At 61.0% G+C, this 24,760-nt stretch carries 24 protein-coding genes and 1 tRNA gene; 16 read left to right on the forward strand and 9 right to left on the reverse strand.

Going from position 1 to position 24,760, the window contains the following annotated elements; translation table 11 throughout:
- The first annotated feature begins 117 nt into the window (after positions 1 to 117).
- From purB to pyrF, 3 genes are all read left to right on the forward strand, one after another.
- Positions 118 to 1,431: an adenylosuccinate lyase gene (gene purB / locus O2N64_RS13725; RefSeq protein WP_271078142.1), complete on the forward strand. Its 1,314-nt coding sequence runs from the start codon at positions 118 to 120 to the stop codon at positions 1,429 to 1,431.
- Positions 1,432 to 1,500: 69 nt separating this feature from the next.
- Positions 1,501 to 1,932 (forward strand): LapA family protein, encoded by a 432-nt coding sequence (locus O2N64_RS13730; protein WP_271078143.1) that lies wholly within the window; start codon positions 1,501 to 1,503, stop codon positions 1,930 to 1,932.
- Positions 1,929 to 2,603 carry an orotidine-5'-phosphate decarboxylase gene (pyrF, locus tag O2N64_RS13735; protein WP_271078144.1) on the forward strand — a complete coding sequence of 225 codons (675 nt, stop codon included), beginning with the start codon at positions 1,929 to 1,931 and terminating at the stop codon, positions 2,601 to 2,603. Before O2N64_RS13730 ends, pyrF begins: the two co-directional genes overlap by 4 nt.
- Positions 2,604 to 2,612: 9 nt before the next feature.
- Here pyrF and O2N64_RS13740 read toward each other — a convergent pair whose 3' ends face one another.
- Positions 2,613 to 3,122 (reverse strand): hypothetical protein, encoded by a 510-nt coding sequence (locus tag O2N64_RS13740; protein WP_271078145.1) that lies wholly within the window; start codon positions 3,120 to 3,122, stop codon positions 2,613 to 2,615.
- An 80-nt stretch (positions 3,123 to 3,202) separates the two neighbouring features.
- On the opposite strand from O2N64_RS13740, the gene O2N64_RS13745 reads away from it, so the two are divergent.
- From O2N64_RS13745 to O2N64_RS13765, 5 genes are all read left to right on the forward strand, one after another.
- Positions 3,203 to 3,850: a phosphoribosylanthranilate isomerase gene (locus O2N64_RS13745; RefSeq protein WP_271078146.1), complete on the forward strand. Its 648-nt coding sequence runs from the start codon at positions 3,203 to 3,205 to the stop codon at positions 3,848 to 3,850.
- On the forward strand, positions 3,847 to 5,064 hold the full coding sequence (gene trpB, locus O2N64_RS13750) for a tryptophan synthase subunit beta (RefSeq protein ID WP_271078147.1): 1,218 nt from the start codon (positions 3,847 to 3,849) through the stop codon (positions 5,062 to 5,064). The genes O2N64_RS13745 and trpB overlap by 4 nt, the downstream gene beginning before the upstream one ends.
- Before the next feature lie 393 nt (positions 5,065 to 5,457).
- A complete protein-coding gene (gene trpA / locus O2N64_RS13755; RefSeq protein ID WP_271078148.1) occupies positions 5,458 to 6,237 on the forward strand; it encodes a tryptophan synthase subunit alpha in 780 nt (259 codons plus the stop codon).
- Between the two features lie 9 nt (positions 6,238 to 6,246).
- Complete coding sequence (gene accD, locus O2N64_RS13760; protein ID WP_271078149.1) at positions 6,247 to 7,095, forward strand: acetyl-CoA carboxylase, carboxyltransferase subunit beta; 849 nt, start codon at positions 6,247 to 6,249, stop codon at positions 7,093 to 7,095.
- A 15-nt stretch (positions 7,096 to 7,110) separates the two neighbouring features.
- On the forward strand, positions 7,111 to 8,427 hold the full coding sequence (locus O2N64_RS13765; RefSeq protein WP_271078150.1) for a bifunctional folylpolyglutamate synthase/dihydrofolate synthase: 1,317 nt from the start codon (positions 7,111 to 7,113) through the stop codon (positions 8,425 to 8,427).
- Here the strand turns inward: O2N64_RS13765 and O2N64_RS13770 are convergent, their stop codons facing one another.
- On the reverse strand, positions 8,428 to 10,164 hold the full coding sequence (locus tag O2N64_RS13770) for an AmpG family muropeptide MFS transporter (RefSeq protein ID WP_271078151.1): 1,737 nt from the start codon (positions 10,162 to 10,164) through the stop codon (positions 8,428 to 8,430).
- A gap of 98 nt (positions 10,165 to 10,262) precedes the next feature.
- Here O2N64_RS13770 and O2N64_RS13775 point away from each other — a divergent pair, with 98 nt between their 5' ends.
- Together O2N64_RS13775 and rsmD are read left to right on the forward strand one after the other, a co-directional pair.
- A complete protein-coding gene (locus O2N64_RS13775) occupies positions 10,263 to 11,024 on the forward strand; it encodes a pseudouridine synthase (RefSeq protein WP_271078152.1) in 762 nt (253 codons plus the stop codon).
- Positions 11,021 to 11,566, forward strand: a complete 546-nt coding sequence (gene rsmD, locus O2N64_RS13780; protein WP_271078153.1) for a 16S rRNA (guanine(966)-N(2))-methyltransferase RsmD — start codon at positions 11,021 to 11,023, stop codon at positions 11,564 to 11,566. The genes O2N64_RS13775 and rsmD overlap by 4 nt, the downstream gene beginning before the upstream one ends.
- 83 nt (positions 11,567 to 11,649) lie before the next feature.
- Here rsmD and O2N64_RS13785 read toward each other — a convergent pair whose 3' ends face one another.
- Positions 11,650 to 12,159 carry a hypothetical protein gene (locus O2N64_RS13785; protein WP_271078154.1) on the reverse strand — a complete coding sequence of 170 codons (510 nt, stop codon included), beginning with the start codon at positions 12,157 to 12,159 and terminating at the stop codon, positions 11,650 to 11,652.
- Positions 12,160 to 12,332: 173 nt separating this feature from the next.
- Between O2N64_RS13785 and O2N64_RS13790 the strand changes: the two genes are divergently transcribed.
- Positions 12,333 to 14,612 carry an ATP-dependent helicase gene (locus tag O2N64_RS13790; protein WP_442866758.1) on the forward strand — a complete coding sequence of 760 codons (2,280 nt, stop codon included), beginning with the start codon at positions 12,333 to 12,335 and terminating at the stop codon, positions 14,610 to 14,612.
- A gap of 114 nt (positions 14,613 to 14,726) precedes the next feature.
- Positions 14,727 to 15,506, forward strand: a complete 780-nt coding sequence (locus O2N64_RS13795) for a Crp/Fnr family transcriptional regulator (protein ID WP_271078155.1) — start codon at positions 14,727 to 14,729, stop codon at positions 15,504 to 15,506.
- Between the two features lie 21 nt (positions 15,507 to 15,527).
- Here the strand turns inward: O2N64_RS13795 and O2N64_RS13800 are convergent, their stop codons facing one another.
- The 3 genes from O2N64_RS13800 to O2N64_RS13810 form a co-directional block, all read right to left on the reverse strand.
- On the reverse strand, positions 15,528 to 15,812 hold the full coding sequence (locus O2N64_RS13800) for a hypothetical protein (protein WP_271078156.1): 285 nt from the start codon (positions 15,810 to 15,812) through the stop codon (positions 15,528 to 15,530).
- Positions 15,813 to 15,904: 92 nt separating this feature from the next.
- Positions 15,905 to 17,314, reverse strand: a complete 1,410-nt coding sequence (locus tag O2N64_RS13805) for a DEAD/DEAH box helicase (protein ID WP_442866734.1) — start codon at positions 17,312 to 17,314, stop codon at positions 15,905 to 15,907.
- A 137-nt stretch (positions 17,315 to 17,451) separates the two neighbouring features.
- Positions 17,452 to 18,033: a hypothetical protein gene (locus O2N64_RS13810; protein ID WP_271078157.1), complete on the reverse strand. Its 582-nt coding sequence runs from the start codon at positions 18,031 to 18,033 to the stop codon at positions 17,452 to 17,454.
- A 161-nt stretch (positions 18,034 to 18,194) separates the two neighbouring features.
- On the opposite strand from O2N64_RS13810, the gene O2N64_RS13815 reads away from it, so the two are divergent.
- Positions 18,195 to 19,616, forward strand: coding sequence for an FAD-binding oxidoreductase (locus O2N64_RS13815; protein WP_271078158.1), 1,422 nt, complete (start codon positions 18,195 to 18,197; stop codon positions 19,614 to 19,616).
- A 155-nt stretch (positions 19,617 to 19,771) separates the two neighbouring features.
- The gene (locus O2N64_RS13820; RefSeq protein WP_271078159.1) at positions 19,772 to 20,563 is read left to right on the forward strand and encodes a SapC family protein; all 792 of its coding nucleotides are present in this window, start codon (positions 19,772 to 19,774) and stop codon (positions 20,561 to 20,563) included.
- Between the two features lie 239 nt (positions 20,564 to 20,802).
- On the opposite strand, the gene O2N64_RS13825 is transcribed toward O2N64_RS13820, so the two are convergent.
- Positions 20,803 to 21,714, reverse strand: coding sequence for an N-formylglutamate amidohydrolase (locus tag O2N64_RS13825; protein WP_271078160.1), 912 nt, complete (start codon positions 21,712 to 21,714; stop codon positions 20,803 to 20,805).
- 165 nt (positions 21,715 to 21,879) lie between these two features.
- Between O2N64_RS13825 and cpdR the strand changes: the two genes are divergently transcribed.
- Complete coding sequence (gene cpdR / locus O2N64_RS13830; RefSeq protein ID WP_271078161.1) at positions 21,880 to 22,254, forward strand: cell cycle two-component system response regulator CpdR; 375 nt, start codon at positions 21,880 to 21,882, stop codon at positions 22,252 to 22,254.
- A 91-nt stretch (positions 22,255 to 22,345) separates the two neighbouring features.
- Positions 22,346 to 22,420 (forward strand) — tRNA-Val (locus O2N64_RS13835).
- Positions 22,421 to 22,440: 20 nt separating this feature from the next.
- Here the strand turns inward: O2N64_RS13835 and O2N64_RS13840 are convergent.
- Both O2N64_RS13840 and O2N64_RS13845 read right to left on the reverse strand, forming a co-directional pair.
- Positions 22,441 to 22,863 (reverse strand): MerR family transcriptional regulator, encoded by a 423-nt coding sequence (locus tag O2N64_RS13840; protein ID WP_271078162.1) that lies wholly within the window; start codon positions 22,861 to 22,863, stop codon positions 22,441 to 22,443.
- On the reverse strand, positions 22,856 to 24,613 hold the full coding sequence (locus O2N64_RS13845; protein WP_271078163.1) for a long-chain-fatty-acid--CoA ligase: 1,758 nt from the start codon (positions 24,611 to 24,613) through the stop codon (positions 22,856 to 22,858). Before O2N64_RS13845 ends, O2N64_RS13840 begins: the two co-directional genes overlap by 8 nt.
- Positions 24,614 to 24,760: the final 147 nt, after the last annotated feature.

Genomic DNA, 24,760 nt, shown 5'->3' on the forward strand with positions numbered 1-24,760 from the left:
ATATGACAGGCTCATGTCCACAAACGCAAATGCACAATTGCGGAGCGCCCGCTTGCCATTCGCTGCCCGAGCGAATAGCCGCGCCGCAACACCACTCACACGAATTCGGAGTTACCGATGGTCCCCCGCTATGCCCGCCCGCAAATGACCGCGATCTGGGAGCCGGAATCGAAATACGAGATCTGGTTCCTGATCGAAGCGCATGCGACGCAGAAACTCGCCGATCTCGGCGTGGTGCCCGAAAGCGGGGCGAAAGCACTGTGGGATTGGTGGAAGACCGATCCGGGCATTGATGTCGCCGCGATTGATGCGAAAGAAGCCGTGCTCAAGCATGATGTGATCGCTTTCCTCGACTGGGTGGCCGAGCAGGTCGGGCCCGAAGCGCGCTTCATGCACCAGGGCATGACCAGTTCGGACGTGCTCGACACAACGCTCGCAGTTCAGCTTGCCCGCGCGACGGACCTGTTGCTTGAAGATATGGACGCGCTGCTCGCCGCTATCAAACGCCGTGCGGAAGAGCATAAATACACCGCCACCATCGGCCGCAGCCACGGCATTCATGCGGAACCGACGACCTTCGGCCTCAAGCTCGCGCAGGCCTATGCCGAATTCGACCGCTGCCGGGATCGCCTTGTCGCCGCACGCGCCGAAATTGCCACTTGCGCGATCAGCGGAGCGGTCGGCACTTTCGCCAATATCGATCCCTCCGTGGAAGAATATGTCGCAGAGCAGCTTGGGCTGACAGTGGAGCCGGTCAGCACTCAGGTCATCCCGCGCGATCGCCATGCCGCCTATTTCGCCACGCTCGCCGTAATCGCATCGAGCATCGAACGCCTTGCGGTCGAGATTCGCCACTTGCAGCGCACCGAAGTTCTGGAAGCCGAGGAGTATTTCTCGCCCGGCCAGAAGGGATCATCGGCCATGCCGCACAAGCGCAACCCGATCCTGACGGAAAACCTCACCGGCCAAGCGCGCATGATCCGCAGCTACGCATTGCCCGCGATGGAAAATGTGGCGCTGTGGCACGAGCGGGACATCTCGCATTCTTCAGTCGAACGCTTCATCGGCCCCGATGCCACCATCACGCTCGATTTCGCGCTCGCGCGTCTCACCGGCGTGGTCGACAAGCTGCTGGTCTATCCCGACCGCATGCAGAAGAACCTCGACCGGATGGGCGGCCTTGTCCATTCGCAGCGCGTGCTTCTTGCGCTGACTCAGGCCGGTATCACCCGCGACAACGCCTATCGGCTCGTCCAGCGCAATGCGATGAAGGTGTGGGAATCGGACGGCCAGATGTCACTGCTCGAACTCCTCAAGGCGGACGATGAAGTCTCCGCTGCGATGAGCGAGGAGGAGCTGGAGGACAAGTTCAACCTCGATTACCACTTCAAGCATGTCGACACGATTTTCGCGCGGGTTTTTGGGGAATAAGCACCCCCTTCCATTCGCAGCAACGCTCGCCTAGCATCGCGGGCAAATTCGGGATTTGAGGAAACGATCATGCAAATCGTACGCACAGTGATCTGGGTGCTGCTGCTGGTGGGCCTGCTGCTGTTCTCCATCGCCAATTGGGACCCAACCGTCACCGTACGCATCTGGGAAGACATCGTGGTCGACACCAAAATCCCCGCGATCGTGATTGTGTCCTTCCTGATCGGTTTCGTGCCGATGTGGCTCTACTATCGCGGCAGCAAGTGGAACCTCAATCGCAAGATCGCCAGCCTTGAAAGCGCCGCGCGCACCGCAGCGGCAACGCCGGTGGCAGCGCATCAGGACGAGGACGCGGTAGAGCCAGCGCCTGCCCCCTCGCCAGCGCCAGCTCCGATGCCCAGCCCCGCACCGGCTCCCGCGCCTACGCCCACACCCGCAGCAGATGAACCGGTGAGCGATCTTTCCCCGGCTGACGATAGCTCAGACACGACCAAGCCATGAGCAACCCAGTCTATCTCGCGGTCGATCTGCCGCAGCTCAATGCAGCCAAGGCGCTCTGCGAGAGGGTGAAAGATCATATCGGCGGGGTGAAGCTGGGGCTCGAATTCTTTTGCGCCCATGGCCATCACGGCGTGCACGAGATCGCGCATCTCGGCCTGCCCGTTTTTCTCGACCTGAAGCTGCATGACATTCCCAACACTGTGGCAGGGGCCATGCAGTCGATCCACGTGCTCGAACCATCAATCGTGACCGTCCACGCGAGCGGTGGGCGGGCCATGATGGAGGATGCCAAGGCTGCTGCCGGAGAGGACTGCAAAGTCGTCGCTGTCACCATGCTTACCAGCCTAGACGAGCGCGATCTGGAGCGCACTGGCGTTGGCGGAACGCCGCACGATCACGTGATGCGGCTGGCCGATCTGGCAAATGACGCAGGTCTGGATGGCATTGTGTGTTCCGGGCAGGAAATCAAATCGGTCCACGACCAGTGGAAAGACGGCTTCTTCGTCGTCCCCGGCCTGCGCCCCGGCGGTAAGGCCGCAGGAGACCAGAAACGGGTCGTCACCCCCCGCCAGGCGCGCGATGATGGTGCAAGCTGCCTTGTGATTGGCCGCCCCATCAGCCGCGCGGACGATCCGCTAGCCGCAGCGCGCGAAATCGAGGGCACGCTCTAAAAGCGATAGCTAGGGCGTCGGAGCGATCCGGCGTTCTTCGCGTACGGGCTCCACCGGATTGATCTCGACCACTTCGGGATCACCTTGCTCAGCCATTCCGGCAATGTCCTCCGGCGTCACCATGAGGCGCTGCGAATTCACGTTCCAGCCGACCAGCCTCATGTCATCGCCATTGCCCTGAAACATATAGACCTCCACGCCGTCACCCTGCTCAAACTGCGTGGCCATCTGCACCGTGGTGAAAGTGCCGCCTGTGTTGGTATTGACGTTGAAGCCCTCGCGCTCGCTGCTTTCGATTGGGCCAAGCCGCGCCGAGACGACGGTGATCAAATCATCGAATTCCTCGCGCGATGTGACCTCGCGGAATTCCGGCCCCACCATGGCCCACAGCGCATCGCTATTCCCGTCGGAATAGGCCGCCTGGAAATCGGCAATACGATCTTCGCCCTCATTCATATTGGCCACCGGATTGCACGCTGCCAGAAGCAGAGCTGCAAGTGCCGGAAAAAGCAGACGCATTTCGAATCCCCCAATGAATTTCTCGGCAACAGGCTTGCCGCACTTTCGCAACGCTGTCGAATCTCCTAACACGCGCATCTATGCCGAAAACGCTTATCAAGATTTGCGGGCTTTCCACGCCCGAGACTATCGATGCCGCTGTGGATGCGGGGGCGAGCCATATCGGGCTTGTCCACTATGAACCGAGCCCGCGCCATGTCTCCATTGCCGATGCCGCGAAGCTGCGCGCGCGGACGCCAAAGCACGTTAAAGTCGTGCTGCTGACGGTCAACATGCAGCCCGAACCGATGGCAGAAGCGCTGCAGGAAGTTCAGCCCGATGTGCTGCAGATGCATGGCGGGGAGCCGCCGGAATGGCTGGGCCTGATCAAGAGCAAGTCCAATCTCGAAGTCTGGAAAGCCGTCGGCGTGAAGAGCCGCACCTCGCTCGAACAGGCCGAGCGTTTTCAGGATGTTGCGCACCGGCTAATTTACGATGCAGCACCGGGCGCGCTGCCGGGTGGCAACGGCCTGCTGCTCGATTGGCGGCTGCTCATGAATTACCAGCACAAGCTGCCATGGGGCCTTGCTGGCGGACTGAATGCAGACAATGTCGGCGATGCGATCCGCTATACCGGTGCCGAGCTGGTCGATGCGTCCTCCGGCCTCGAAAGCGAGCCGGGTGTGAAGGATACGGCCAAAATCCGTGCTTTCTGCGAAGCCGCTCTTGCCGCTAAGGCATCGGCATGACCGAGAACGCACCCAACTCCTTCCGCAACCAGCCCGATGATCGCGGACATTTCGGCCAGTTTGGCGGACGCTATGTTGCCGAAACGCTGATGCCGCTGATTCTCGATCTGGAGAAAGAGTACCGCAAGGCGCAGGCGGACGAGAGCTTCAAGGCCGAGTTCGACGACCTGCTGGAGCACTATGTCGGTCGCCCAAGCCCGCTCTATTTCGCCCCGCGCCTGACGGAAGAACTTGGCGGCGCGCAGATCTGGTTCAAGCGCGACGAACTCAATCACACCGGCGCGCACAAGATCAACAATTGCATCGGCCAGATCCTGCTCGCCATGCGCATGGGCAAGACGCGCATCATCGCGGAGACCGGCGCGGGCCAGCACGGCGTGGCGACCGCCACCGTTTGCGCACGCTTCGGCCTGCCCTGTGTCGTCTACATGGGCGCAGAGGATGTGCGGCGGCAATCGCCCAATGTTTTCCGGATGAAGTTGCTCGGCGCGGAAATCGTGCCCGTGACTGCCGGTCGCGGTACGCTGAAGGATGCGATGAACGAGGCGCTGCGCGATTGGGTCGCCAATGTGCATGACACCTTTTACATCATCGGCACCGCCGCAGGTCCGCATCCCTATCCGGAGCTGGTGCGCGATTTCCAGAGCGTGATCGGCAAGGAAGCGCGCGCGCAGATGCTCGACCGCACGGGCAAGCTGCCCGATCTCGCGGTCGCCTGTATCGGCGGCGGATCGAACGCCATCGGCCTCTTCCACCCCTTCCTCGACGACCCAGAAGTGAAGCTGCTGGGCGTCGAAGCGGCGGGCAAGGGTCTTGATGGGGACGAGCACGCGGCGAGCCTCGCGGGAGGCTTCCCCGGCGTGCTCCACGGCAACAAAACCTATCTGCTGCAGGACGAGGACGGCCAGATTACCGAAGGCCATTCGATCAGCGCAGGGCTCGATTACCCGGGCATCGGGCCGGAACACGCATGGCTCAAAGAAACCGGCCGCGTCGAATACACCTCTTCGACCGATGAGGAAGCGCTCGAAGCCTTCCAGCTTCTCTGCCGCACCGAAGGCATAATCCCCGCGCTGGAGCCGAGCCACGCCATCGCCGCCGTCGCCAAACGCGCCCCGCAGATGGACAAGCATCAGGCGATCCTGATGAATCTCTGCGGGCGCGGGGACAAGGACATCTTCACCGTGGCCGAAGCGCTGGGAGTGGAGATTTGACATTCGGCCCAAGCACTACCGTCACCCCGGACTTGATCCGGGGTCCAGCTTCCTTTTGCGCAGCGCAGAAGGCAGCCTTGCCCCGGCTCGGGGGGCGGGGCGACGAGGTTTGTCGCAAAGGCTCGGGGTTTGCACTTTGACTAAGGTTTTGAGATTTATCGAAGGGATGGGCTTCTTCGTGGGTGCCTTGTTCGGAATCTCGCTAATGAGAGCAATCTCACATATTTTCGAAGTCCCATTCGAGGATCATGGCTGGAATGTCCAAGCTTGGGAGATGTCCACGCTCAGACTGCCATCCTTCTTTTGGACAGTTTTGATAGCGTTTTGCCTTGCATACGGGTGGCGCCGATATCGGGCAGACACTCATCCAACCGGTTCAGAAACTCATCAAGCATGACCCGCCTCACAAACGCCTTCTCCGCCCCCCGCCCCGCCCTCGTCGCTTTCATCACTGCTGGCGATGGCGACACTGCGGCCAATCTCGATGCTCTCGTCGCGGGCGGAGCGGATGTGATCGAGCTGGGCATGCCTTTCACCGATCCGATGGCCGATGGCCCCGCGATCCAGGCGGCGAATATCCGTTCGCTCGGCAATGGCACGACCACTGCCGACGTCCTCGCAATCGCCACTGCATTTCGCGAGCGCCATTCGGACGTGCCGCTGGTGCTGATGGGCTACGCCAACCCGATGATCCGGCGCGGACCTGAGTGGTTTGCCGATGCTTGCGAGAAGGCGGGCGTCGATGGCGTGATCTGCGTCGACTTAGCGCCCGAAGAGGACGAGGATCTCGGCCCTGCCCTGCGCGCCAAGGGCATCGCGCCCATCCGCCTTTCGACGCCCACTACGGATGAAAAGCGCCTCCCCACCGTATTGGATGGCTCGGCGGGTTTTCTCTATTACGTCAGCGTTGCGGGGATCACCGGCAAGCAGGCCGCCGCCATCGAGAGCATCGAGGCGAATGTCAGCCGCATCAAGAGCCACACGGATTTGCCGGTCGCAGTGGGCTTCGGCGTGCGCGAGCCTGAACAGGCCGAGGCGATTGCCCGCGTCGCGGATGGCGTCGTGGTCGGCTCTGCGCTCGTGGAACTGGTGGGCGAACACGGCCAAGACGCACCGCACCACCTGCAAGACCTTACCGCAAGGCTTGCCAAGGCCGTGCATTCTGCCCGATAGGCTCAACCCATGTCCTGGCTAACACGAGTCCGCGAACGCCTGCCGTTCATCAGCAAGCGCGAAACCCCCGATAACCTCTGGGTGAAATGCCCGCGCTGCACCGAAATGATCTTCGCCAAGGAATATGAGTCGAACCTCTCGGTCTGCCCGAAATGCGAACACCACGGCCGCATCGGCGCCGATGCGCGGCTGGAGCAATTGCTCGACGAAGGCTTCGAACTGCTGCCCGCGCCCGAAGTGGCGGAAGACCCACTCAAGTTCCGCGATTCCAAGCGTTACACCGATCGGCTGAGGACGGCCCGCGCAAGCAATCCGCATCACGATGCTTTCACCGCAGCCTATGGCACGATGGACGGCCGCGCGGCCGTTGTCGGCGTGCAGGATTTCACTTTCATGGGCGGCAGCATGGGCATGGCGGTGGGCGATGCCTTTATCGCCGCAGCCCAGCGCGCGCTCGATGAAAAATGCGGCTTCGTCTGCGTCACCGCTGCGGGCGGCGCGCGTATGCAGGAAGGCATTCTCAGCCTGATGCAGATGCCGCGCGCGACCGTAATGACGCGCCGCCTTCGCGATGCGGGCCTGCCCTATATCGTGGTCCTCGCAGACCCGACCACTGGCGGTGTCACCGCCAGCTACGCAATGCTGGGCGATGTGCATGTCGCAGAACCCGGTGCCCTGATCGGCTTTGCCGGACAGCGCGTGATCCAGGAAACCATTCGCGAGCAATTGCCCGAAGGCTTCCAGCGCGCCGAATATCTGCACAAGCACGGCATGGTGGATATGGTGGTGGACCGCCACGATCTGAAAGCCACTTTGGCGCGGCTGCTCGACTACCTGACCCCTGCAAAGGCTGCCTAAGCAGGCCCTGCGGCGATGAAAGACTTCGCCATTTCAGATGATCCGGCGGTGCAGCGCCAGCTTGATCGGCTGGCCGATCTGCCTCTGCCGCAAGGTGGGCTTGGGCTGGAGAAAATCCAGGCAATTCTGGAAGCGCTCGGCAATCCGCACGAGGCGCTGCCGCCGGTTTTCCATGTCGCAGGCACCAATGGCAAAGGCTCCACCTGCGCCTTCCTGCGCGCCATTCTGGAAGCCGATGGCAAACGAGTGCACGTCACCACGTCGCCGCATCTGGTGCGCTTCAATGAGCGGATACGGATCGCTGGCGAGCTGATTTCCGATGCTGAATTGGCCTCCACATTGGAGGAAGTGCTCGATGCCGCCGAGCATCTGGTACCCAGCTTTTTCGAAGTCACGATTGCCGCCGCTTTCCTTGCCTTCAGCCGCACGCCTGCCGATGCCTGCGTGATCGAAGTGGGGCTTGGAGGCAGACTGGATGCGACCAATGTGATTGCCAATCCCGCTGCGACAGGGATTGCCGCGCTGGGCCTCGATCATGCGGAATTCCTGCTTCAGCCCGAAGAGGGCGCGCCGGAGGATGTGGACGAGCGGCTCTCCTTCGAGAAAAGCGGTATCCGGCGCACTGGCGTTCCGCTGGTCGCGCTTTCGAATGCGCCCCGCGCCAACCGCTTTCTGGAAGAGATTGCGCGAGAAGAGGACATTCCGCTCTGGCTTCAGGGTAAAGCATGGAATGCACACGCAGACCGGAAAACCGTCCATTACCGCGACCCTCGGGGCTCGCTAACCCTCCCCCTGCCCTCGCTGCCAGGCGAGCATCAGGCGGCCAATGCTGGCCTCGCCATAGCAATGCTGCGCGCCCAGGATCGGATCGATGTCAGCGACAAGGCTTTGTCCGAGGGCCTGCGCAGCGCCAACTGGCCCGCACGATTGCAAAAGCTTTCCCCCGGGCCGCTGCAAGACCTCCTGCCCGGAGTTCCCATCTGGCTCGATGGCGGCCACAACCGCAGCGCGGGCGAAGCCATTGCCGCTTTCGTGGAAGCGCAGGATCTTGCGCCGCATTGCGTAATCGGCATGCTGATACGCAAGGACCCCGCCAGCCTGATGGATCCGCTGCATGGGCTTGTCGAAAGCGTGACCATAGTCCCCGTGCCCGGTCAGGACACGCACGAAACAGCAGCCTTCAAACAATGGCCCGTTGATGTGCACGAAGCGCCAGATGTGGTCGCGGCACTGCGCCAGATCGCTGCCGACAAGTCCGAAGCCGTCCTGATTACAGGCTCGCTTTACCTCGCTGGCGAAGTGCTGAAGCTCAACCGCGAATGGCCGGAGTAACTACTCGGCTGGGACTGCCGCCGCGTCCGGCGTGACCACACCGCTTTTCGCTCCTGCGCGCTTCTGCCTGATCCATTCGAAAATGCAGAGCACTACGGCCACACCGCCGATTGCGGTTGTGAGGATGAACACGTCGAAATAGCCGCGATCTTCGATCATCTCGCCCAGCGCGCCGCGGCCCAGCGTGCCCACCAGCAGCGTGAGCGAGGACAGCAGCGCGTATTGCACGGCAGAATATTTCTTCGACACGATCGAGCTGAGCCAGGCCACATAGGCTGCACCAGCGATACCGATAGCGAGGTTCTCCCACATGATGGTGAAAGTCAGCCGCGGAAGGCCTTCCGAACCGAAGGGTGCCATGAACTCAATAAGATTGGTGAAGTAGATCGCATCGCTCGCCGCCTGCATATTCGCGCCGCCAATGGCCATGTCGGCGTAAAGCAGGTTGGTGAGCGCAGCGATCAGCGCGCCAAAGGTAAGCGTCGCCATCCGGCCCACCACGGTGAGCATGTACCCGCCGAGCGCGAGGCCTGCGATAATTGCGCCGACACCGAAGAACTTGGACGCGAAAGCGACCTCGTCATTCGTGTAATTGAGCTCGCCGAGATAGAACGGATAGGCAAACGTGCCCCAGATCGCGTCACAAATTCGGTACGTCAGCACCAGCGACAGGATCAGCACCAGCGACCAGCCCATGCGGCCGACGAACTCCACCAGCGGCATCACCAGCGCACGATACAGATGGTCGATGGCGTAGGAATTGCCTGCATCGCGCGGGATATCCTCGGTGAGGACATTCTCCCCCTTGTTCTTCTGGGAAGCGAGCCAGCCAGCAATAAACGCCGGGATCACAACTGTCGCAACGATGATCCACGGTCCGAAATTGACGGTAAAGTCGGTCGGATTCGGGCGATCTTCGGGCGCGTAGGCAAGCGACATATACATGAAGGTCAGCACCGTGCCGATGGCAACCGCCCACAGCAGGCCAACCGCGCCAAGCGCCTTTGCGCGCAGCGAAGGATTTATTTCGCCCTTCTTTTGGAGGCTTAGAAGGAGCTCATCCGGTTCGCCTTCGCCCGCTTCGGTCACCTTGGTATCGGGAGCCCAAAGCCCGATGATGCCGATAGCGAGCAGAATGCCGCCCATGATGAGGTAGGTCTGCGGCCAGCCGATGCGCGCAGCGATGATAAGACCAAGCGCCCCGCCGACCAGCGCCGCCAGCCGGTAACCCATCTGGTAGACTGTCGAGAGGATATCGAGGGTCGCCTCTTCATCGGCCACGTCGATACGCCAGGCATTGATTGCGATGTCCTGCGTCGCGCTGGCGAGTGCTCCGATCCCGGCGAGCAGGCTGAACCAGCCGATCGCCTCGTTGGTCGGGTTTGAGAGGCTGAGCGCAATCAGGATAACGCCAAGCAGGATTTGCGCCGGCACGATCCACTGCTTGCGGCGCCCCAGATTGGAAAAACCGGGGATCGAAACCTTGTCGATCAGCGGCGACCAGAGGAATTGGAAGGCATAGGCCAGCCCGATGAGCGAGAAGACGCCCATCGTCTCCAGCTCCACCTCTGCTTCGGACAACCATGCATAGAGCGTGCCGAGAAACAGCGAGAACGGAAGGCCGCTCGCAAAGCCGAACAGCGCGGTGTAACCACTCTTCGGATTCCTCAGCGAGCGAAACAGCGTCCCCCAGCCGGGCTTGGTCTTTTTAGTCGTTTCAGCGGCGGCTTCAGCCATGCAGGCACTCTCCGGTTGTCGTTCTCAGCACGCTTAGCTGTAATTGATCGCAATGGAAGGCTGGATGAACAGCCTCTCAACGCCTAAAGGCTTGGCGCATGTCAAAAGAACCACGCCCCGAAGGCGATCGTATCGCCAAACTGCTCGCCCGCGCAGGTGTCGCCAGCCGCCGGGAGATCGAGCGGATGATCGAAGCGCGCCGGATCAAGATCGGGGATGAGTTCGTAACGACCCCCGCGACCTTCCTCACAACGCTGAAAGGTGTGACGGTGGATGGAAAGCCCGTCGCCAAGCCCGAGCGCACTCGGCTTTTCGCTTTTCACAAGCCCACCGGCCTGTTGACGGCGGAGCGCGATTTTTCCGGGCGGCCGACGATTTACGATGCGCTGCGCAACGCGCTGCCCAAGAACACGCCCCGCCTGATGCCGGTTGGCCGGCTGGACATGAATACCGAGGGCCTGCTGCTGTTGACCAATGATGGCGAATTCAAGCGGCTGCTGGAGCTACCCTCTTCGGAAATTCCGCGCACCTACCGCGCCCGCACATTCGGCGAGATCACGCAGGAACAGCTCGAAACGCTGATGGAGGGCACCGAGATCGAAGGCATGCGGTATGACCGGATCGACGCCAATCTGGAACGCCGCACCGGTCGCAACCAGTGGATCGAGCTGACGCTGACCGAAGGCAAGAACCGCGAAGTTCGCCGCGTTCTCGAACACTTCGGCCTGGAAGTCAGCCGCCTCATCCGCACCGCCTACGGCCCGTTTGGCCTTGCAGACCTGCCGCGCGGCGGCGCAGTCGAAATCCGCAAGGAAGATGTCGAGCGCTTCCGCACGTCGATCAAGCGGGGTGATGCGTGAGGATCATTGCCGGGGAATGGAAGCGGCGTCCGCTCAAGGCTCCGCAAGGCGATGCCACACGTCCAACGGCGGACCGCACGCGCGAAACGCTTTTCTCCATGCTGACGAGCCGCCTCGGCAGCTTTGCCGATCTACGGATCGCAGACCTCTTCGCAGGCTCCGGCGCGCTGGGGCTGGAGGCGCTCAGCCGCGGCGCACAGCATTGCCTGTTCGTCGAGCAGGATGCCGCCGCGATCCGTGCGCTGAGGGCCAATATCGCCGCCCTGAAGGCGCAGCAGCAATCGGATGTGGTCGCCGGATCGGTTCTTTCGCTCGGCCCGCCGAAGACGCCACTCGACCTCATCATGCTCGATCCGCCGTACAAGAGCGGCGCTGGCGCGGTGGCGATCGACAGGCTCGTGCGGCTCGGCTGGATCGGCCCTGCGACATGGGTCACGCTGGAAGTCGGCGCAAAGGAAGATGCCAATATCCGCCGGATGGAAGTAGAGTCCGAGCGCAAGGTGGGCGCGGCGAAACTCATATTCCTGAAACTTCCCGAATAGACCGCGCATAGAAAAGGGCCGCTCCCGAAAGAACGGCCCCTATCCTGTTGCCTCGCGGGACTTAGCCCCTCAGCGCGTTTTGATTAGGATTCACCCGGCCAGTACTGGAGCGGGCGGTCGACACCCGGACCACGCTGACCTGCGGCCCATGCGTTCACACAATGATCGTCCGCATCGCTTTCACAGACGGGGTAATCCCCATCATGCGCGGAACGCGGCATCGGCGCATCCTGCACCATTGCACTGCGGACGTATTCTACGTCGCCGCTGCGCATGCGCAGGTACTGGTTGTCATACTGCGCCTTGTAAGTACTCCACTGGCTCATCTGCGCATCGTCATCCATGCGCACGATCATCATGCGCTGCATATCGTCGAGATACCACCAGGTCTCGCGCTCTTCGGCTTCGAGACCATCGTAGTAGTCGCGCAGTTCGATGGTCCACGTCTCACGCTCGGCGCGCTGTTCTTCGTTCAGATCATTGAGATGGGCATAGGACTGCATCGTCGTTCCATCGTCGGCGTAATCCTGTGCCATCGCCGGTGCGGCAGTCATGGTAAGCGCGGTTGCGGCTGCAAGAGCTAGCTTTTTCATTATGAATTCCTTCAACTTTTTCGGTTTCCCGTACGCCAGACCAATGGACTGCAAACCCTGTCGGTTCCGAAAAAAATTGGTTCCTCCATTGGCCGCTGCGCTTGCACGTTTGGCCTCCGTTCCCTAACTGTTCACCGGTGAATAGCCCCCCCGCCACTACCGATCCTGTCGACCTGCAAAGCGTGCCCGAATGGCTCGGCCATCTGAACGCGCCGCAGCGTGAAGCCGTGATGACCACCGAAGGGCCGGTTTTGATGCTGGCAGGTGCGGGCACGGGCAAGACTGCGGCGCTGACGCACCGTCTCGCCCATATCGTGCGGGAGCGGCTGGCGTGGCCCTCCGAAATCCTGTGCGTTACTTTCACCAACAAGGCGGCGCGCGAAATGCGGGAGCGCGTAGGCAAGCTGACGGGCGGCGCGCTGGAAGGCATGCCGTGGCTCGGCACTTTTCACTCCATCGGCGCGAAGATGCTGCGGCGCCACGCCGAACTGGTCGACCTGAAAAGCAATTACACGATCATCGATACGGACGATCAGCTGCGCCTGCTTAAGGCAATGATCCGAGAGAATGACATTGACGAAAAGCGCTGGCCCCCTCGCCAGCTGGCCGGGCTCATCGACAGCTGGAAGAACCGCGGGCTCAACCCCGGTGATCTGACGCCGGTCGACAATGAGAGCTATGCCAATGGCAAGGGGCAGGAGATGTACCGCCTCTACCAGGCGCGCTTGCAGAGCCTTAACGCCTGCGATTTCGGCGATCTGCTGCTGCATATGCTCAATATCTTCCGCAAGCATCGCGATGTGCTGGAGCAGTATCAGAAGCGCTTCAAATATGTGCTGGTGGATGAGTATCAGGACACCAACGCCGTCCAGTACCTCTGGCTGCGGCTAATAGCGCAGACACGCAAGAATATCTGCGTGGTGGGGGATGACGACCAGTCGATCTACTCATGGCGCGGGGCGGAAGTCGCCAATATCCTGCGCTTCGACAAGGATTTTCCCGGCGCGAAAGTGGTCAAGCTGGAGCAGAACTATCGCTCCACCCCGCAGATTCTCGCCGCCGCGAGCGGGCTGATCGAAGCGAACAGCCAGCGGCTCGGCAAGACGCTGTGGACCGAGCTACCCGAGGGCCCGAAAGTGCGCGTCATCGGCGTGTGGGATGCGCCCGAAGAAGCGCGCCGGGTGGGCGAAGAGATTGAACGGTTGGAGCGTGAAGGCCTCAGCCTCGATCAGGTCGCTATCCTCGTCCGCGCGCAATACCAGACCCGCGAGTTTGAAGACCGCTTTATCCAGATTGGCCTGAATTACCGCATCGTCGGCGGCTTCCGCTTTTACGAGCGCGCGGAAATCCGCGATGCGATGGCCTATCTGCGCGTCATCGCCCAGCCGGCGGACGATCTGGCGTTCGAGCGGATTTACAACACGCCCAAGCGCGGGCTCGGCGCGAAGACGCTGGAGAAGATGTTCCTGCACGCGCGGGGCACCGGTCAGCCGCTGGCCGCAGCCGCGCTTGAGCTTGCCGATAGCGATGAATTGCCGCCCCGCGCACGCAACACGATTGCCGAATTGATGCGCAGCTTCCTGCGCTGGCGCGAAATGGCGGAGGCGGTCACTCCTTCAGAGCTAATGCGCGCGGTGCTGGAAGAAAGTGGCTACGACGCAATGCTGAAAGCCGATCGCAGCACCGAAGCAGCCGGCCGCGCGGAAAACCTTACCGAACTTGTCCGCGCGATGGAGGAATACGACACGCTCGAACAATTCCTCGAGCACGTCGCACTGGTGATGGACAATGACGCTCGCGACGATGGGGAGAAAGTCACCATCATGACGATGCATGCGGCAAAGGGCCTGGAATTCGACCATGTCTTCCTGCCCGGCTGGGAAGAAGGCGTGTTTCCAAGCCAGCGCTCGCTCGACGAAGGCGGGCTCGCCAGCCTCGAGGAAGAGCGCCGTCTCGCCTATGTCGCCATCACCCGCGCGCGGCGCAAATGCACCATCGTGCACGCGGCCAACCGGCGCATTTTCGGCCAGTGGAACAGCTCGATACCCAGCCGCTTTGTTGAGGAATTGCCCGAAGAGCATGTCGAAACCGAGACAACGCTGACGGGCGGGCGCAGCCTGTGGCAGGCAAATTGGAGCGAGAGCGAAGATCCCTTCGCGCATGTTTCGCAAAGCCGCCCGGAGCGCTCCTCAGCCCGCGGCCCCGGCTGGCAGCGCGCCCTCGCCACCGGATACGATCCGAAGGCCAAGCGCGTGAAGGAAAGCACCCGCAGCGCCGCCAGTTTTGCCGCAAAGGCCCGCACCGATATCGGCATCGGAGACCGCGTGTTTCACGACAAGTTCGGCTATGGCGAAGTCATGGATCAGGAAGGCAATAAGCTTGTGATCGAATTCGACAAGGCGGGCGAAAAGCGTGTGATCGATAGCTTTGTCAGCCTCGCCGATCAGGGCTAATCGGCCACCGAATAAAAATAAATGCATGCCTTTTTGCCGAATTAACATATGATGGCGCGCAGCTAGGGAACCTCGCTTAGGGACGGACCGTTCGGGTCGGATGGAGGGGACGAATTGGTTTACTCAGAACAGCATTCCGATGGAGCCTTGCTCAAGGGTCGCACCTTCGACCCGGACATTGCGAAATTTGTCGCCACAATCCGCAAGCGCTTCAGTTTTTCCGAAGCGGAAGCAGAGAGACTATCTGAACGGATCACGCTGACCACAGTTTACGATCGCGAGGAATTTCTCGTTCGTGAGGACGAACGGATTCACTTCTCCTCGCTCATCATCGAAGGCTATGCGGCGCGCGCCAAATATAATGAAGACGGTTCGCGCCAGATCACGCAATTGCAGATCCCGGGCGATTTCGTGGATTTACATTCATACCCGCTGGAAGTGCTCGACCATTCCATCGTTGCCCTCACCTCTTGCACCATTGCCAAGCTGCATCACACCGATATCAGCGAGCTGATCGACCACGATCCGCGGATGGCGCGCATCCTGTGGTTTTCGACCATGGTCGATGCCGCCATGCACCGCGAATGGATCCAGAATATCGGATCGCGCGAAGGGAAGGCCCGGATCGCACATCTGATCTGCGAGATACACGCGCGCTCGGAAGTTGTGGGCCTTGCCGATAATGGCACTTTCGATTTCCCGCTGACGCAAACGCAGCTGGGCGAATGCCTCGGCTTTTCACAGATTCATGTGAACCGCCTGCTGCGGCAGCTCCGCGAAGATGGCTATCTGACGTTCAAGGAAAAGATCATCACTATCCACAAGCGTGACGAGCTGTGCGATCTTGCGGGATTCGATCCCAATTACCTCTATCTGACCAAGCGCAGCAGCTAAGCCGCTAGCGCAGACAGGCATTCAGCCGGCATTCTCGCTGAGTTCAACCCACCAGCGTGTCGCGCTTTGCAGGTGGAGGTAGCAGACTTGGCGGCCATCGCGCCGGATACGAACTTCTCCGACACCGATCAGCTGCCTGGCTTTGCGGATTGCATCGTAAAGATCGCGAGCGTCCACGACATGGGTCTGGTGCGCATCGTGCTTGTCGGCGAGCCGCTCTATCTCATAACGGATCGGTGGCGTGGGGCCTTCCCCAGATAACTGATCCGAAGCCTGCCTATCGCCGCTTTCAAAACCCTTGTGCATGCCCCGCCGCCTTTCGAACGGAGGGCTGTCATGAAATCAATGGCAACACCAACAACCTATGTTAATGCCGCCGAATTCTCTGAAACTGCAATTCAGTCAAAACCGACGCTGAGGAATTCAGGCTTGGGGCCATTCCACTCGCCAGCCGGCACCGGTTTATCGTCCTGCTGACGACCGCGCGATGCCCTCTTGGGCTTGTCCTCGTGCTTGGGCGTTTCATCTTGCTGCTCGGACTTGCGCTTGCTCTGGCGCTTGGGCTTTTCGTCACTTTCCGATGACTTGCTGCGCGAACGCTTGGGCTTTTCGTCCTGATCACCATCGTCGGACTTGTCGTTTTTAGGCGAGCTTTTCTTCGCGGCAGGTTCCGGCAGATCGACCCGCACGTCCTTTTTGCCGAACACCGGCACTTTCGCTCCGGTCAGCTTTTCGACATTGTCGATCGCCTCTGCATCTTCCGGCGCAACGAAAGTAAACGCGCGGCCCTTGTTACCGGCGCGGCCCGTGCGGCCGATGCGGTGGACGTAGTCATCCGGGTGCCACGGCGTGTCGAAGTTGAAGACGTGGCTAACACCCTTGATGTCGAGCCCGCGCGCGGCAACGTCTGATGCGACCAGGATGTTGATGTCGCCATCCTTGAAGCGCTGCAATTCCTTGTTGCGCTGGTTCTGGTCGATATCGCCGTGAATTTCGCCGGACTTGAAGCCGTGACGCTGCAGGCTCTTGTTGAGTTCGCGCACAGTCGTCTTGCGGTTGCAGAAGATGATCGCGGTTTCGACCAGATCGTTGTTCAGCAGCCAGCGCAGGGTCGAACGCTTCTCACGCGTCTGGACAGGGATCTTGAATGCGGTGATATTTTCGTTGGTCGATGCTGCGCGGCTGACTTCGATCCGCTTGGGATTGTCGAGGAACTTCTTGCCCAGCTTCTCGATCGGCGGCGGCATCGTCGCGCTGAACAGCAGCGTCTGGCGTGGTTCGGGCAGCTTGTCGCAGATGAACTCGATGTCCGGAATAAAGCCCATGTCGAGCATCCGGTCGGCCTCGTCGATCACCAGCAGCTCGCAGCCGTTGAGCATGATCTTGCCGCGCTCGATCAGGTCCATCAGGCGGCCCGGCGTCGCGATCAACACGTCGACACCTTCGTTGAGCGCCTTCAATTGATCGCCCATCTGCACACCGCCAATCAGCAGAGTCATCCGCAGATCGTGGTTCGCGCCGTATTTCTCGAAATTCTCCGCGACCTGGGCGGCCAGTTCACGCGTCGGCTCGAGAATGAGCGAGCGCGGCATCAGTGCGCGGCGGCGGCCGCTGGCCAGCACATCGATCATCGGCAGCACGAAGCTGGCCGTCTTGCCTGTTCCCGTCTGCGCGATGCCGATAATGTCCTTCATCATGAGGACGGCAGGGATCGCCTCTGCCTGGATCGGGGTTGGCTCTGTATAGCCAGCCTCATCGACAGCTTTAAGCAATTCAGGAGATAGGCCGAGATCGGCAAAAGTGGTCAAATCAAAAAATTCCGGAAAATAAATGTGGTGCCACAGCTTCATGGCGAAGTCTTGCAAGCTGCGCGCCCCTAGGCCTCGCATGGCGGCAGAGTCAAGATTTACGGATAGATGCGCTGCGAAAGAAAGGGGCGCTGTGCCTAGTTGGCAACGGCGACAAGCCGGGTGAAATCGGCGATCTGGCAGCTACCCCCTGCGCGCGATTGCAGGCGGTCACGCGCGACGCAAAGCCTGCCATCATCACTACGCTCGATGTAAAAGCCTGCGTAGAACGCGCGGGCCGAACAGCCATTCTGCAGCTGAGCGGCCAGCACATTGCTGTTGTCGAGAAAGAAGAGCAGGCGGTTGTCATTCGTCGGCTGGATGCCGATGATATCCTCAGCATCGATGCAGTTTCCGTGATCGACCTCTTCAAACCGCGCGGTCATCGGGCGGCGCGGCAATTCATTGAGCATAGTCCTGCGATCGCGCGGCGCAGCCGGTCCAATCCTGATGACGACCCGCTGCTGCACCCGGACCTGGTGCTGGATGCGATCATCTGAGGAGTGCTCGAGCTGGTCGAAGGGGTGCTCGCCTGCCGGATCGAAACCGAGCACCGGAATAGATCGCTGGCCAGGGCGCGACGGCGCCGCATCCTGTGCTTCCACCACGGCTGAGCCATATGCCGTCAATGTCGGCACGAGCAGCGCGGCTGAGACCATCAAGGCGAGGAAGCGTTTCATATCACCGTCAGCGAATGCATACGGAAAGTGTTCCGTTGCTTGTCGGATGGTCTCCTACCTCTGCGGGATTGAATGATGGCTTAACCCTCACGATGGCTGGCAGACATGCACTATCGGCATTGGCCTTTGCAAGCCGCCCGTGCTGCTGGCATCACGCCGCCATGACCGACTCGCATGCATTTCTGTCCGCCGCGCGTGATCTGCTGGGTGAACGCGGGCTCGCCACCGATCCGGAATTGGTGGAGCCGTGGCTGACCGATTGGCGCGGGCGGTATACCGGGCGCGCGCTCGCCCTCGCCTCGCCTGCGAGCACTCAAGAGGTCGCGGCGCTGGTGAAGCTATGTGCAGAGCACCGCGTCCCCATCGTCCCGCAGGGCGGCAACAGCGGCATGTCCGGCGGCGCGACGCCGGACGCAAGCGGCGATGCGATTGTGCTGTCGCTCAGGCGGATGAATGATGTGCGCAGCTTCGATCCGGATGCGCGCGAGATTACATGCGATGCGGGTGTGATCTTGCAGACTTTGCATGAGACCGTTGAGGCAGAGGGACTTCGCTTTCCGCTCACGCTCGGCGGGAAAGGATCGGCCACAGTCGGCGGGCTTATCTCGACCAATGCAGGCGGCACGCAGGTGCTTCGCCATGGCAGCATGCGCGCTCAGGTTCTGGGTCTTGAGGCCGTGCTGGCGGATGGCAGCATTTTCGATGCGCTTACACCGCTCAAGAAAGACAATCGCGGCTTCGATCTGAAGCAATTGCTGATCGGGTCGGAAGGCACACTCGGCATTGTGACGGGAGCGACACTGCGGCTGTTGCCCGCGCTGGCGGAGCGCTCGGTGCTGTGGGCGGGACTTGGCGATATTCGCGATGCGCGCAAGCTGCTGCTGCACGCCCAATCGACCGCGGGCGATGCGCTGGAAGGCTTCGAAGTGATGCCCCGCCATTCATTGAGCGCGGTGCTCAATCACACCCCCGGTGCGCGTGCTCCCTTGCAGGGCGAGCACGAATGGAACGCGCTTATCGAGCTGGCGGCGGATGCTGGCGGAGCAGACACCCTCCCCGACCTCGCCCAGACGCTGTTGGAGAGCGCATTCGAAGCCGGCCTGGTGGAAGATGCGACCATCGCCGCGAATGAACGACAGGCGGAAGAATTCTGGACCCTGCGGGACGAAATCGCCCCAGCCGAGCGCGCGCTCGGGCCGGCCATGCAGCACGATATTTCCGTGCCCGTCGCCAAAATGGCAGATTTCGTTGCCGAAGCCGTTCCCAAGGTCGAAAGCGAATTCCCCGGTACCGTGGCCATCGGGTTCGGCCACCTCGGCGATGGAAATGTCCATTTTCACGTCCTCGCTCCCAAAGGCGCGACGCCGGGGGAATGGGAAGATACCGAAGGCAAGGTCATCAGCCGGTTCGTGCATGATGAGGTAACGCGCTGGGGCGGCTCGATCAGCGCCGAACACGGGATCGGCCAGCTGAAACGCGATGAACTGGCGCGCCTCGGCGATCCGGTGCAACTCACCATGCTGCGACAGGTGAAGCAGGCTCTCGATCCTGATGGCCTGCTCAATCCGGGCAAGCTCGTATAATCTGTATCAAACGATCTGTTTATGGCCGATACGGATGCGCTTGCATGGCGCGCCTGCACCCATTAAGGCCCGCCCCCTGAGATTCATGGTGTGATGTCGGCGATGGCAATCCCGGTTCATGGCACCTTTTGACCATCGATACCGGAGACACAATTATGGCCAGCGCGCCGAAGCCAAGTTTGCCCGTTCTTTACAAGGAACTCGTTCCCCTCAACAGCAATGAGCACGCGACCTGGAAAGGCCGCACCACGGACAAGGCTCCGTGGGTTGCCAACCAGCACGCGATCCCGCTGACCGTCGAAGAATTCCCGCTGGCCCAGCGCGATTTCCCGATCGTGTTCTCCTCTGGCGATCGCCCCGTTCCGCTGGCTCTGATGGGCCTTAACGAAGGCGTGAACGTGTTCTTCAACGAAGAAGGCGTTCCGCACGGCACACCGTACGTTCCGGCCTATATCCGCCGCTATCCTTTCCTGCTCGCCAAGCTGCAGCAGGACACGGACAATCTGTCGCTCTGCTTCGATCCGACCGCTGACCTCGTCGGCGACTTTGACGAAGGCAACGCACTGTTCAACGAGAACAAGGAGCCTAGCGAACACACCAACGCTCTGCTGCAGTTCTGCGAAAAGTTCGAAGAAGCTGGCAACAAGACGCAGATGTTCATGAAGGAACTGGAAGACGCCGACCTGCTGATGGACGGCGAAATCTCGATCCAGCGTCGCGACAATCCGGACCAGCCCTTCACCTATCGCGGTTTCCGCATGGTCAATCAGGACAAGCTGCGCGAACTGCGTGGTGACCAACTGCGCAAGTGGAATGAAAACGGACTGCTGCCGCTGATTTTCGCGCACCTGTTCTCGCTGGAGCTGATGCGCACCGTTTTCGCAAAGCAGGTCGAAATGGGCAAAGGCCCGATCGCTGGCGAAATGGCACCGCCCGCCACGAACTAAGGCGAACCCGCCGCGCGAGTGGCGAACCACTGAAATCAAGAAAAGGCGCGGTTCGGAAACGGACCGCGCCTTTTCGTTTTGGGCTTGAAGCTGGAAAGCGCGATATTATTTAGGAATTGTCCGGTCGGCGCTCCCCTCATGGCCTGGCCGGATGGGTGCAACCCCCTTGCACCCCTCCCTGAACCTTGGCCGCCCCGTGCGACATGCGCGGGGCGGTTTTTTGGTTTTCGGCCAGAGGCTTATTCGGCTGCCTGGGAGAAGCTCCGGCTGCTCCCGGTGAGATGTTCGGCAAGCGCACGGACTAGCGTCGCCACCATATCGACGACCTCTTCCAGACCATCACCCGGTTCCTGCAATTGCGCATCGAGATAGGTCGCGCGGCAGACTTCCAATTGCAGCGCATTGATGCGGCGATTGGGTGCACCATGGCGATCGAGCACATAGCCACCCGCATAGGGCCGATTATGCGCGGCACGGGCACGGCTGCGGGCAAAGCTCTCGAACGCGGCGGCGACTACCCCGCTGTCGCACGAGGCACCGAAGCGATCGCCGATAACGAAATCTGCCGCCGCTCGCGGACCGGTCTTGGGGCCGAGCGGCGGCATGGAGTGCAGATCGATCAGCAGCGCCGCGCCCCAGCGATCGCGGATGGCCTCCAGCGATTTGGCGAGCGCCTGATGGTAAGGCTGGTGGATCGCCTCGATCCGCTCATCGACCTCTTGCCCGCGCATCACTCCGGTCCACAGCTCACCCATCCCCGGCAGACGCCGCGGCACCAGGCCAAGTCCGCTGCGCGCTCTGCGACCGGCTGCCAGCCGCTTGCCGATGGGCCGGTCTGCCGTCGCCACCATCTGCCAGTCGATATCGTCGGGAGAGCGATTGAGATCGATCATCGCGCGCGGTGCATTGGCTGTCAGCAGCGCAGCCCCGGTTTGCTTGGCCACCGCTTTGCCCACCAGATCGATCAGCCGGTCTTCCAGCCGCAGCGCGGTCTCTTCAGGGGCGCGCATCCGTTCGCACAGGGCGTCCGGATAGTCGCGTCCGGCATGCGGAACGGCGATCAGAATCGGGATTGCAGCGGGCCGTGGCTGGCGCAGCGAAAACGCCGGAACGCCTTGTTTTCCGGGAATATATCCACCTCTGCGATTCATCGAATCGCGCCGTGATGTCTCAATTCGGCTCATTAACGATAGTGCTGGCCGCGATTATCCCCTGTGTCAAAGCTGGGCACCCAGCAAAGCGCACAAGACTTTGTTACGAGTTGGTGCGTAAGGAGGCGCCAGATTCGAAACACCATCCATAACGAGGACGAAAGCATGATCCGCATCCTGCTAGCCGAAGACGACGAGGCCATGCGCACCTATTTGACCCGCGCGCTCGAACAGGCTGGCTATTGCGTGGTTGCTGTTGCGTCAGGCGCGGAAGCGCTGCCGATGATCAAGACAGAGATTTACGATCTGCTGCTCTCGGACATCGTCATGCCGGAAATGGACGGGATCGAACTCGCCCAGCGCTGCAATGAACTGAGCCCCAGCACGAAGGTGATGTTCATCACCGGTTTTGCCGCCGTGGCCCTGCGCGCCAATCGCGAAGCACCGCATGCCAAGATGCTGTCCAAGCCGTTCCACCTGAAGGATCTGGTGATGGAAGTAGAGCGCATGTTCGAAGATGTGGCGGCTGCCTCGCTCTAATCGCGAAATTCGCGGATCAAGACACTTGCAAGACCAGTAAGGCGGCGCTAGATGGCCCGCCTGCCCCCAAGCCGGGGCACCCGAATGGTGCGGGCGTATAGCTCAGTGGTAGAGCACTATGTTGACATCGTAGGGGTCCCAAGTTCGAACCTTGGTACGCCCACCATTCGTTTCTTTTTCTGAAAATCAGTTGCTGATGCGGTCGATGCGCTCCTGCGCCTCGGCGTCCATCTGTTTCAGCTCGCGAATGGTCTGGTCGATCGCGTCGCGCTGTTCGACCAGTTCCTCGACGCGCTGGTTGATGCGGCCCTGCAGATGGCGCATCTGTTCCACCTTGCCGCCTTCTTCGTTGTCATAGAGCGAGAGAAATTCGCCGATCTCGCGAATCGAAAAGCCCAGTCGCTTGCCGCGCATGATCAACTGCATCCGGCCCATCTCACGCTTGGAATAGGCGCGCATCGTGCCGACCCGCTGCGGAGAGATCAGGCCCTTGTCCTCATAGAAGCGCAAGGTACGCTGAGTAACACCGAGAGCCTCCGCCGCCTCGGCGATACTCTTTAGCGGCTCATTGCCCTGCGCTTCATTCATGGTTGCGACGGTATCAGGCATTAGCGCCTCCCTCGGTGGCGGCGGCCTCCCGCTTTGCCTTTTCTTCAGCGACCAGCTGTTTCTTCTCCAGCTTGCCGACTAGCGTCTTGGGCAGCTCGTCGCGGAATTCGTAAGCGTCGGGCATTTCGATCGGATTGAGGCGCATCTTCAGGAATTCCTGCAGCTGGCCAGCATCCAATTCCTCGCCTTCATGCAACGCAATAAACAGCTTGGGCGCTTCGCCGCGATATTCGTCGGGAATGCCGATCGCGATGGCCTCTTTGACCGCCGGATGCTCGTAGGCGGCGTCCTCGATCATGCGCGGATAGACGTTGTATCCGCTGCACAGGATCAGGTCCTTGATGCGGTCGACGATGAAGAGATAGCCGTCCTTGTCGAGATAGCCGATGTCGCCGGTTCGCAGCGAATCGCCGAAGAACGTGTCCTTGGTCGCGCCGGGGCGGTTCCAGTATCCTTTCATCACCTGCGGGCCGCGCGCGCAGATTTCGCCGCGATGATCGGGGCCGATACCCTCGACGAGATTGCCCTCTTCATCGCGCAATTCGATGATCGTGTGCGGGAATGCAGGACCGGCGGAATTCTCCTTCACCGGCTGGCGCCCCAGCAGCGGATTGCTGGTGATGATCGGGGAGGCTTCGGTGAGGCCATAGCCCTCGGACACCAGCGAACCGGTTCGCCTTTCGAACTTTTCACGCACTTCGAGCGGCAGCGGCGCTCCGCCGGAGCAGCTCGTGAGAACACCTGAAAGGTCCGGCACCTTGTCATCCGGCAGCGAGCCGAGCGCGTTGTAAATGGTCGGCACGCCGAACATCTGCGTCGGCGGCTTGCGCTTCACGCTTTTGAGCACCTCTTCCATTTCGAAGCGCGGCAGCAGCACGAGCTCGCTGGCGGTATCGACGCCGAAATTGAGAACGCAGGTGAGAGCGAAGACGTGGAACAGCGGCAGCACGCCGAGCGTGCGTTCCTGCTGGTCCCGCTCGACACCGACATGCAGCATCATCTGCGCCGAATTGGCCGTCAGATTGGCATGAGTGAGCATCGCGCCCTTGGGCCGCCCGGTCGTGCCGCCGGTATATTGCAGCACCGCAACGTCATCCGGATCGATCTCGACAGGCGTCGGATTGGCATCATGCGCCGCCAGATCGCGATAATCGACATAGGCGACACCGGCCTGCTTCCTCGCGAGCGCCGAGCGCTTGAGGGTACGCAGACCCAGCCCTTTCCAGAACGGCAAGACGTCGGCCATCGGGCACAGCACGATCTTCTCGATCGGCGGATAGCCATCTTCACCGGTCTTGCCCCAGGCAGCGGCAACTTTGGAATGCAGCAGCTCCAGATCGGGCACCGCGACCATCTTGACCCCGGCATTGGTGATCAGGAATTCGACTTCGCTTTCCGAATACAGCGGGTTGATGTTCACCACCGTCGCGCCGGTGCGCAGCACGGCGTAATATACGATCACGGAATACGGCGTGTTGGGCAGGCACAGGCCGAAGCGGTCCCCCTTGCCCAACCCCTCAGCCTGCAGGCCAGCGGCCACGCGGTCCACCAGATCGCCCACTTCGCCATAGGTCCATTCGCGACCCATGAAATCCACGCAGACGCGATTCGGATAGGTGGAGACGGCATGATCGAGTGCCTGGGTCAGCAAGCGCGGGCGAATATTGCCCTCCGCATCCAGAATGCGACTTGTTTCCATCAGGCGGAACCCTTCGGGAACCTCGACCATGAAATATCCTTTCTCCATCATGTGCCCTCAAATCGCCGAACAAAAAGTCTAACCGGCCTTCGAGAGCATCTTGATTCCCACACGCTTAACGTATACGTCAAGCAACAGACTTTATCGTAATCAATCGGCGCGAAAGGTCAATCGACCATTCGAATCGGACAAGAAAGG

This window comes from Aurantiacibacter sp. MUD61, from assembly GCF_027912455.1.
GTDB lineage: Bacteria > Pseudomonadota > Alphaproteobacteria > Sphingomonadales > Sphingomonadaceae > Alteraurantiacibacter.

Coding starts and splice junctions, on each gene's coding strand:
- purB (WP_271078142.1), top strand. CDS start 118: ATGGTCCCCCGCTATGCCCGCCCGCAAATGACCGCGATCTGGGAGCCG.
- O2N64_RS13730 (WP_271078143.1), top strand. CDS start 1,501: ATGCAAATCGTACGCACAGTGATCTGGGTGCTGCTGCTGGTGGGCCTG.
- pyrF (WP_271078144.1), top strand. CDS start 1,929: ATGAGCAACCCAGTCTATCTCGCGGTCGATCTGCCGCAGCTCAATGCA.
- O2N64_RS13740 (WP_271078145.1), bottom strand. CDS start 3,122: ATGCGTCTGCTTTTTCCGGCACTTGCAGCTCTGCTTCTGGCAGCGTGC.
- O2N64_RS13745 (WP_271078146.1), top strand. CDS start 3,203: ATGCCGAAAACGCTTATCAAGATTTGCGGGCTTTCCACGCCCGAGACT.
- trpB (WP_271078147.1), top strand. CDS start 3,847: ATGACCGAGAACGCACCCAACTCCTTCCGCAACCAGCCCGATGATCGC.
- trpA (WP_271078148.1), top strand. CDS start 5,458: ATGACCCGCCTCACAAACGCCTTCTCCGCCCCCCGCCCCGCCCTCGTC.
- accD (WP_271078149.1), top strand. CDS start 6,247: ATGTCCTGGCTAACACGAGTCCGCGAACGCCTGCCGTTCATCAGCAAG.
- O2N64_RS13765 (WP_271078150.1), top strand. CDS start 7,111: ATGAAAGACTTCGCCATTTCAGATGATCCGGCGGTGCAGCGCCAGCTT.
- O2N64_RS13770 (WP_271078151.1), bottom strand. CDS start 10,164: ATGGCTGAAGCCGCCGCTGAAACGACTAAAAAGACCAAGCCCGGCTGG.
- O2N64_RS13775 (WP_271078152.1), top strand. CDS start 10,263: ATGTCAAAAGAACCACGCCCCGAAGGCGATCGTATCGCCAAACTGCTC.
- O2N64_RS13785 (WP_271078154.1), bottom strand. CDS start 12,159: ATGAAAAAGCTAGCTCTTGCAGCCGCAACCGCGCTTACCATGACTGCC.
- O2N64_RS13800 (WP_271078156.1), bottom strand. CDS start 15,812: ATGCACAAGGGTTTTGAAAGCGGCGATAGGCAGGCTTCGGATCAGTTA.
- O2N64_RS13810 (WP_271078157.1), bottom strand. CDS start 18,033: ATGAAACGCTTCCTCGCCTTGATGGTCTCAGCCGCGCTGCTCGTGCCG.
- O2N64_RS13815 (WP_271078158.1), top strand. CDS start 18,195: ATGACCGACTCGCATGCATTTCTGTCCGCCGCGCGTGATCTGCTGGGT.
- O2N64_RS13820 (WP_271078159.1), top strand. CDS start 19,772: ATGGCCAGCGCGCCGAAGCCAAGTTTGCCCGTTCTTTACAAGGAACTC.
- O2N64_RS13825 (WP_271078160.1), bottom strand. CDS start 21,714: ATGAATCGCAGAGGTGGATATATTCCCGGAAAACAAGGCGTTCCGGCG.
- cpdR (WP_271078161.1), top strand. CDS start 21,880: ATGATCCGCATCCTGCTAGCCGAAGACGACGAGGCCATGCGCACCTAT.
- O2N64_RS13840 (WP_271078162.1), bottom strand. CDS start 22,863: ATGCCTGATACCGTCGCAACCATGAATGAAGCGCAGGGCAATGAGCCG.
- O2N64_RS13845 (WP_271078163.1), bottom strand. CDS start 24,613: ATGATGGAGAAAGGATATTTCATGGTCGAGGTTCCCGAAGGGTTCCGC.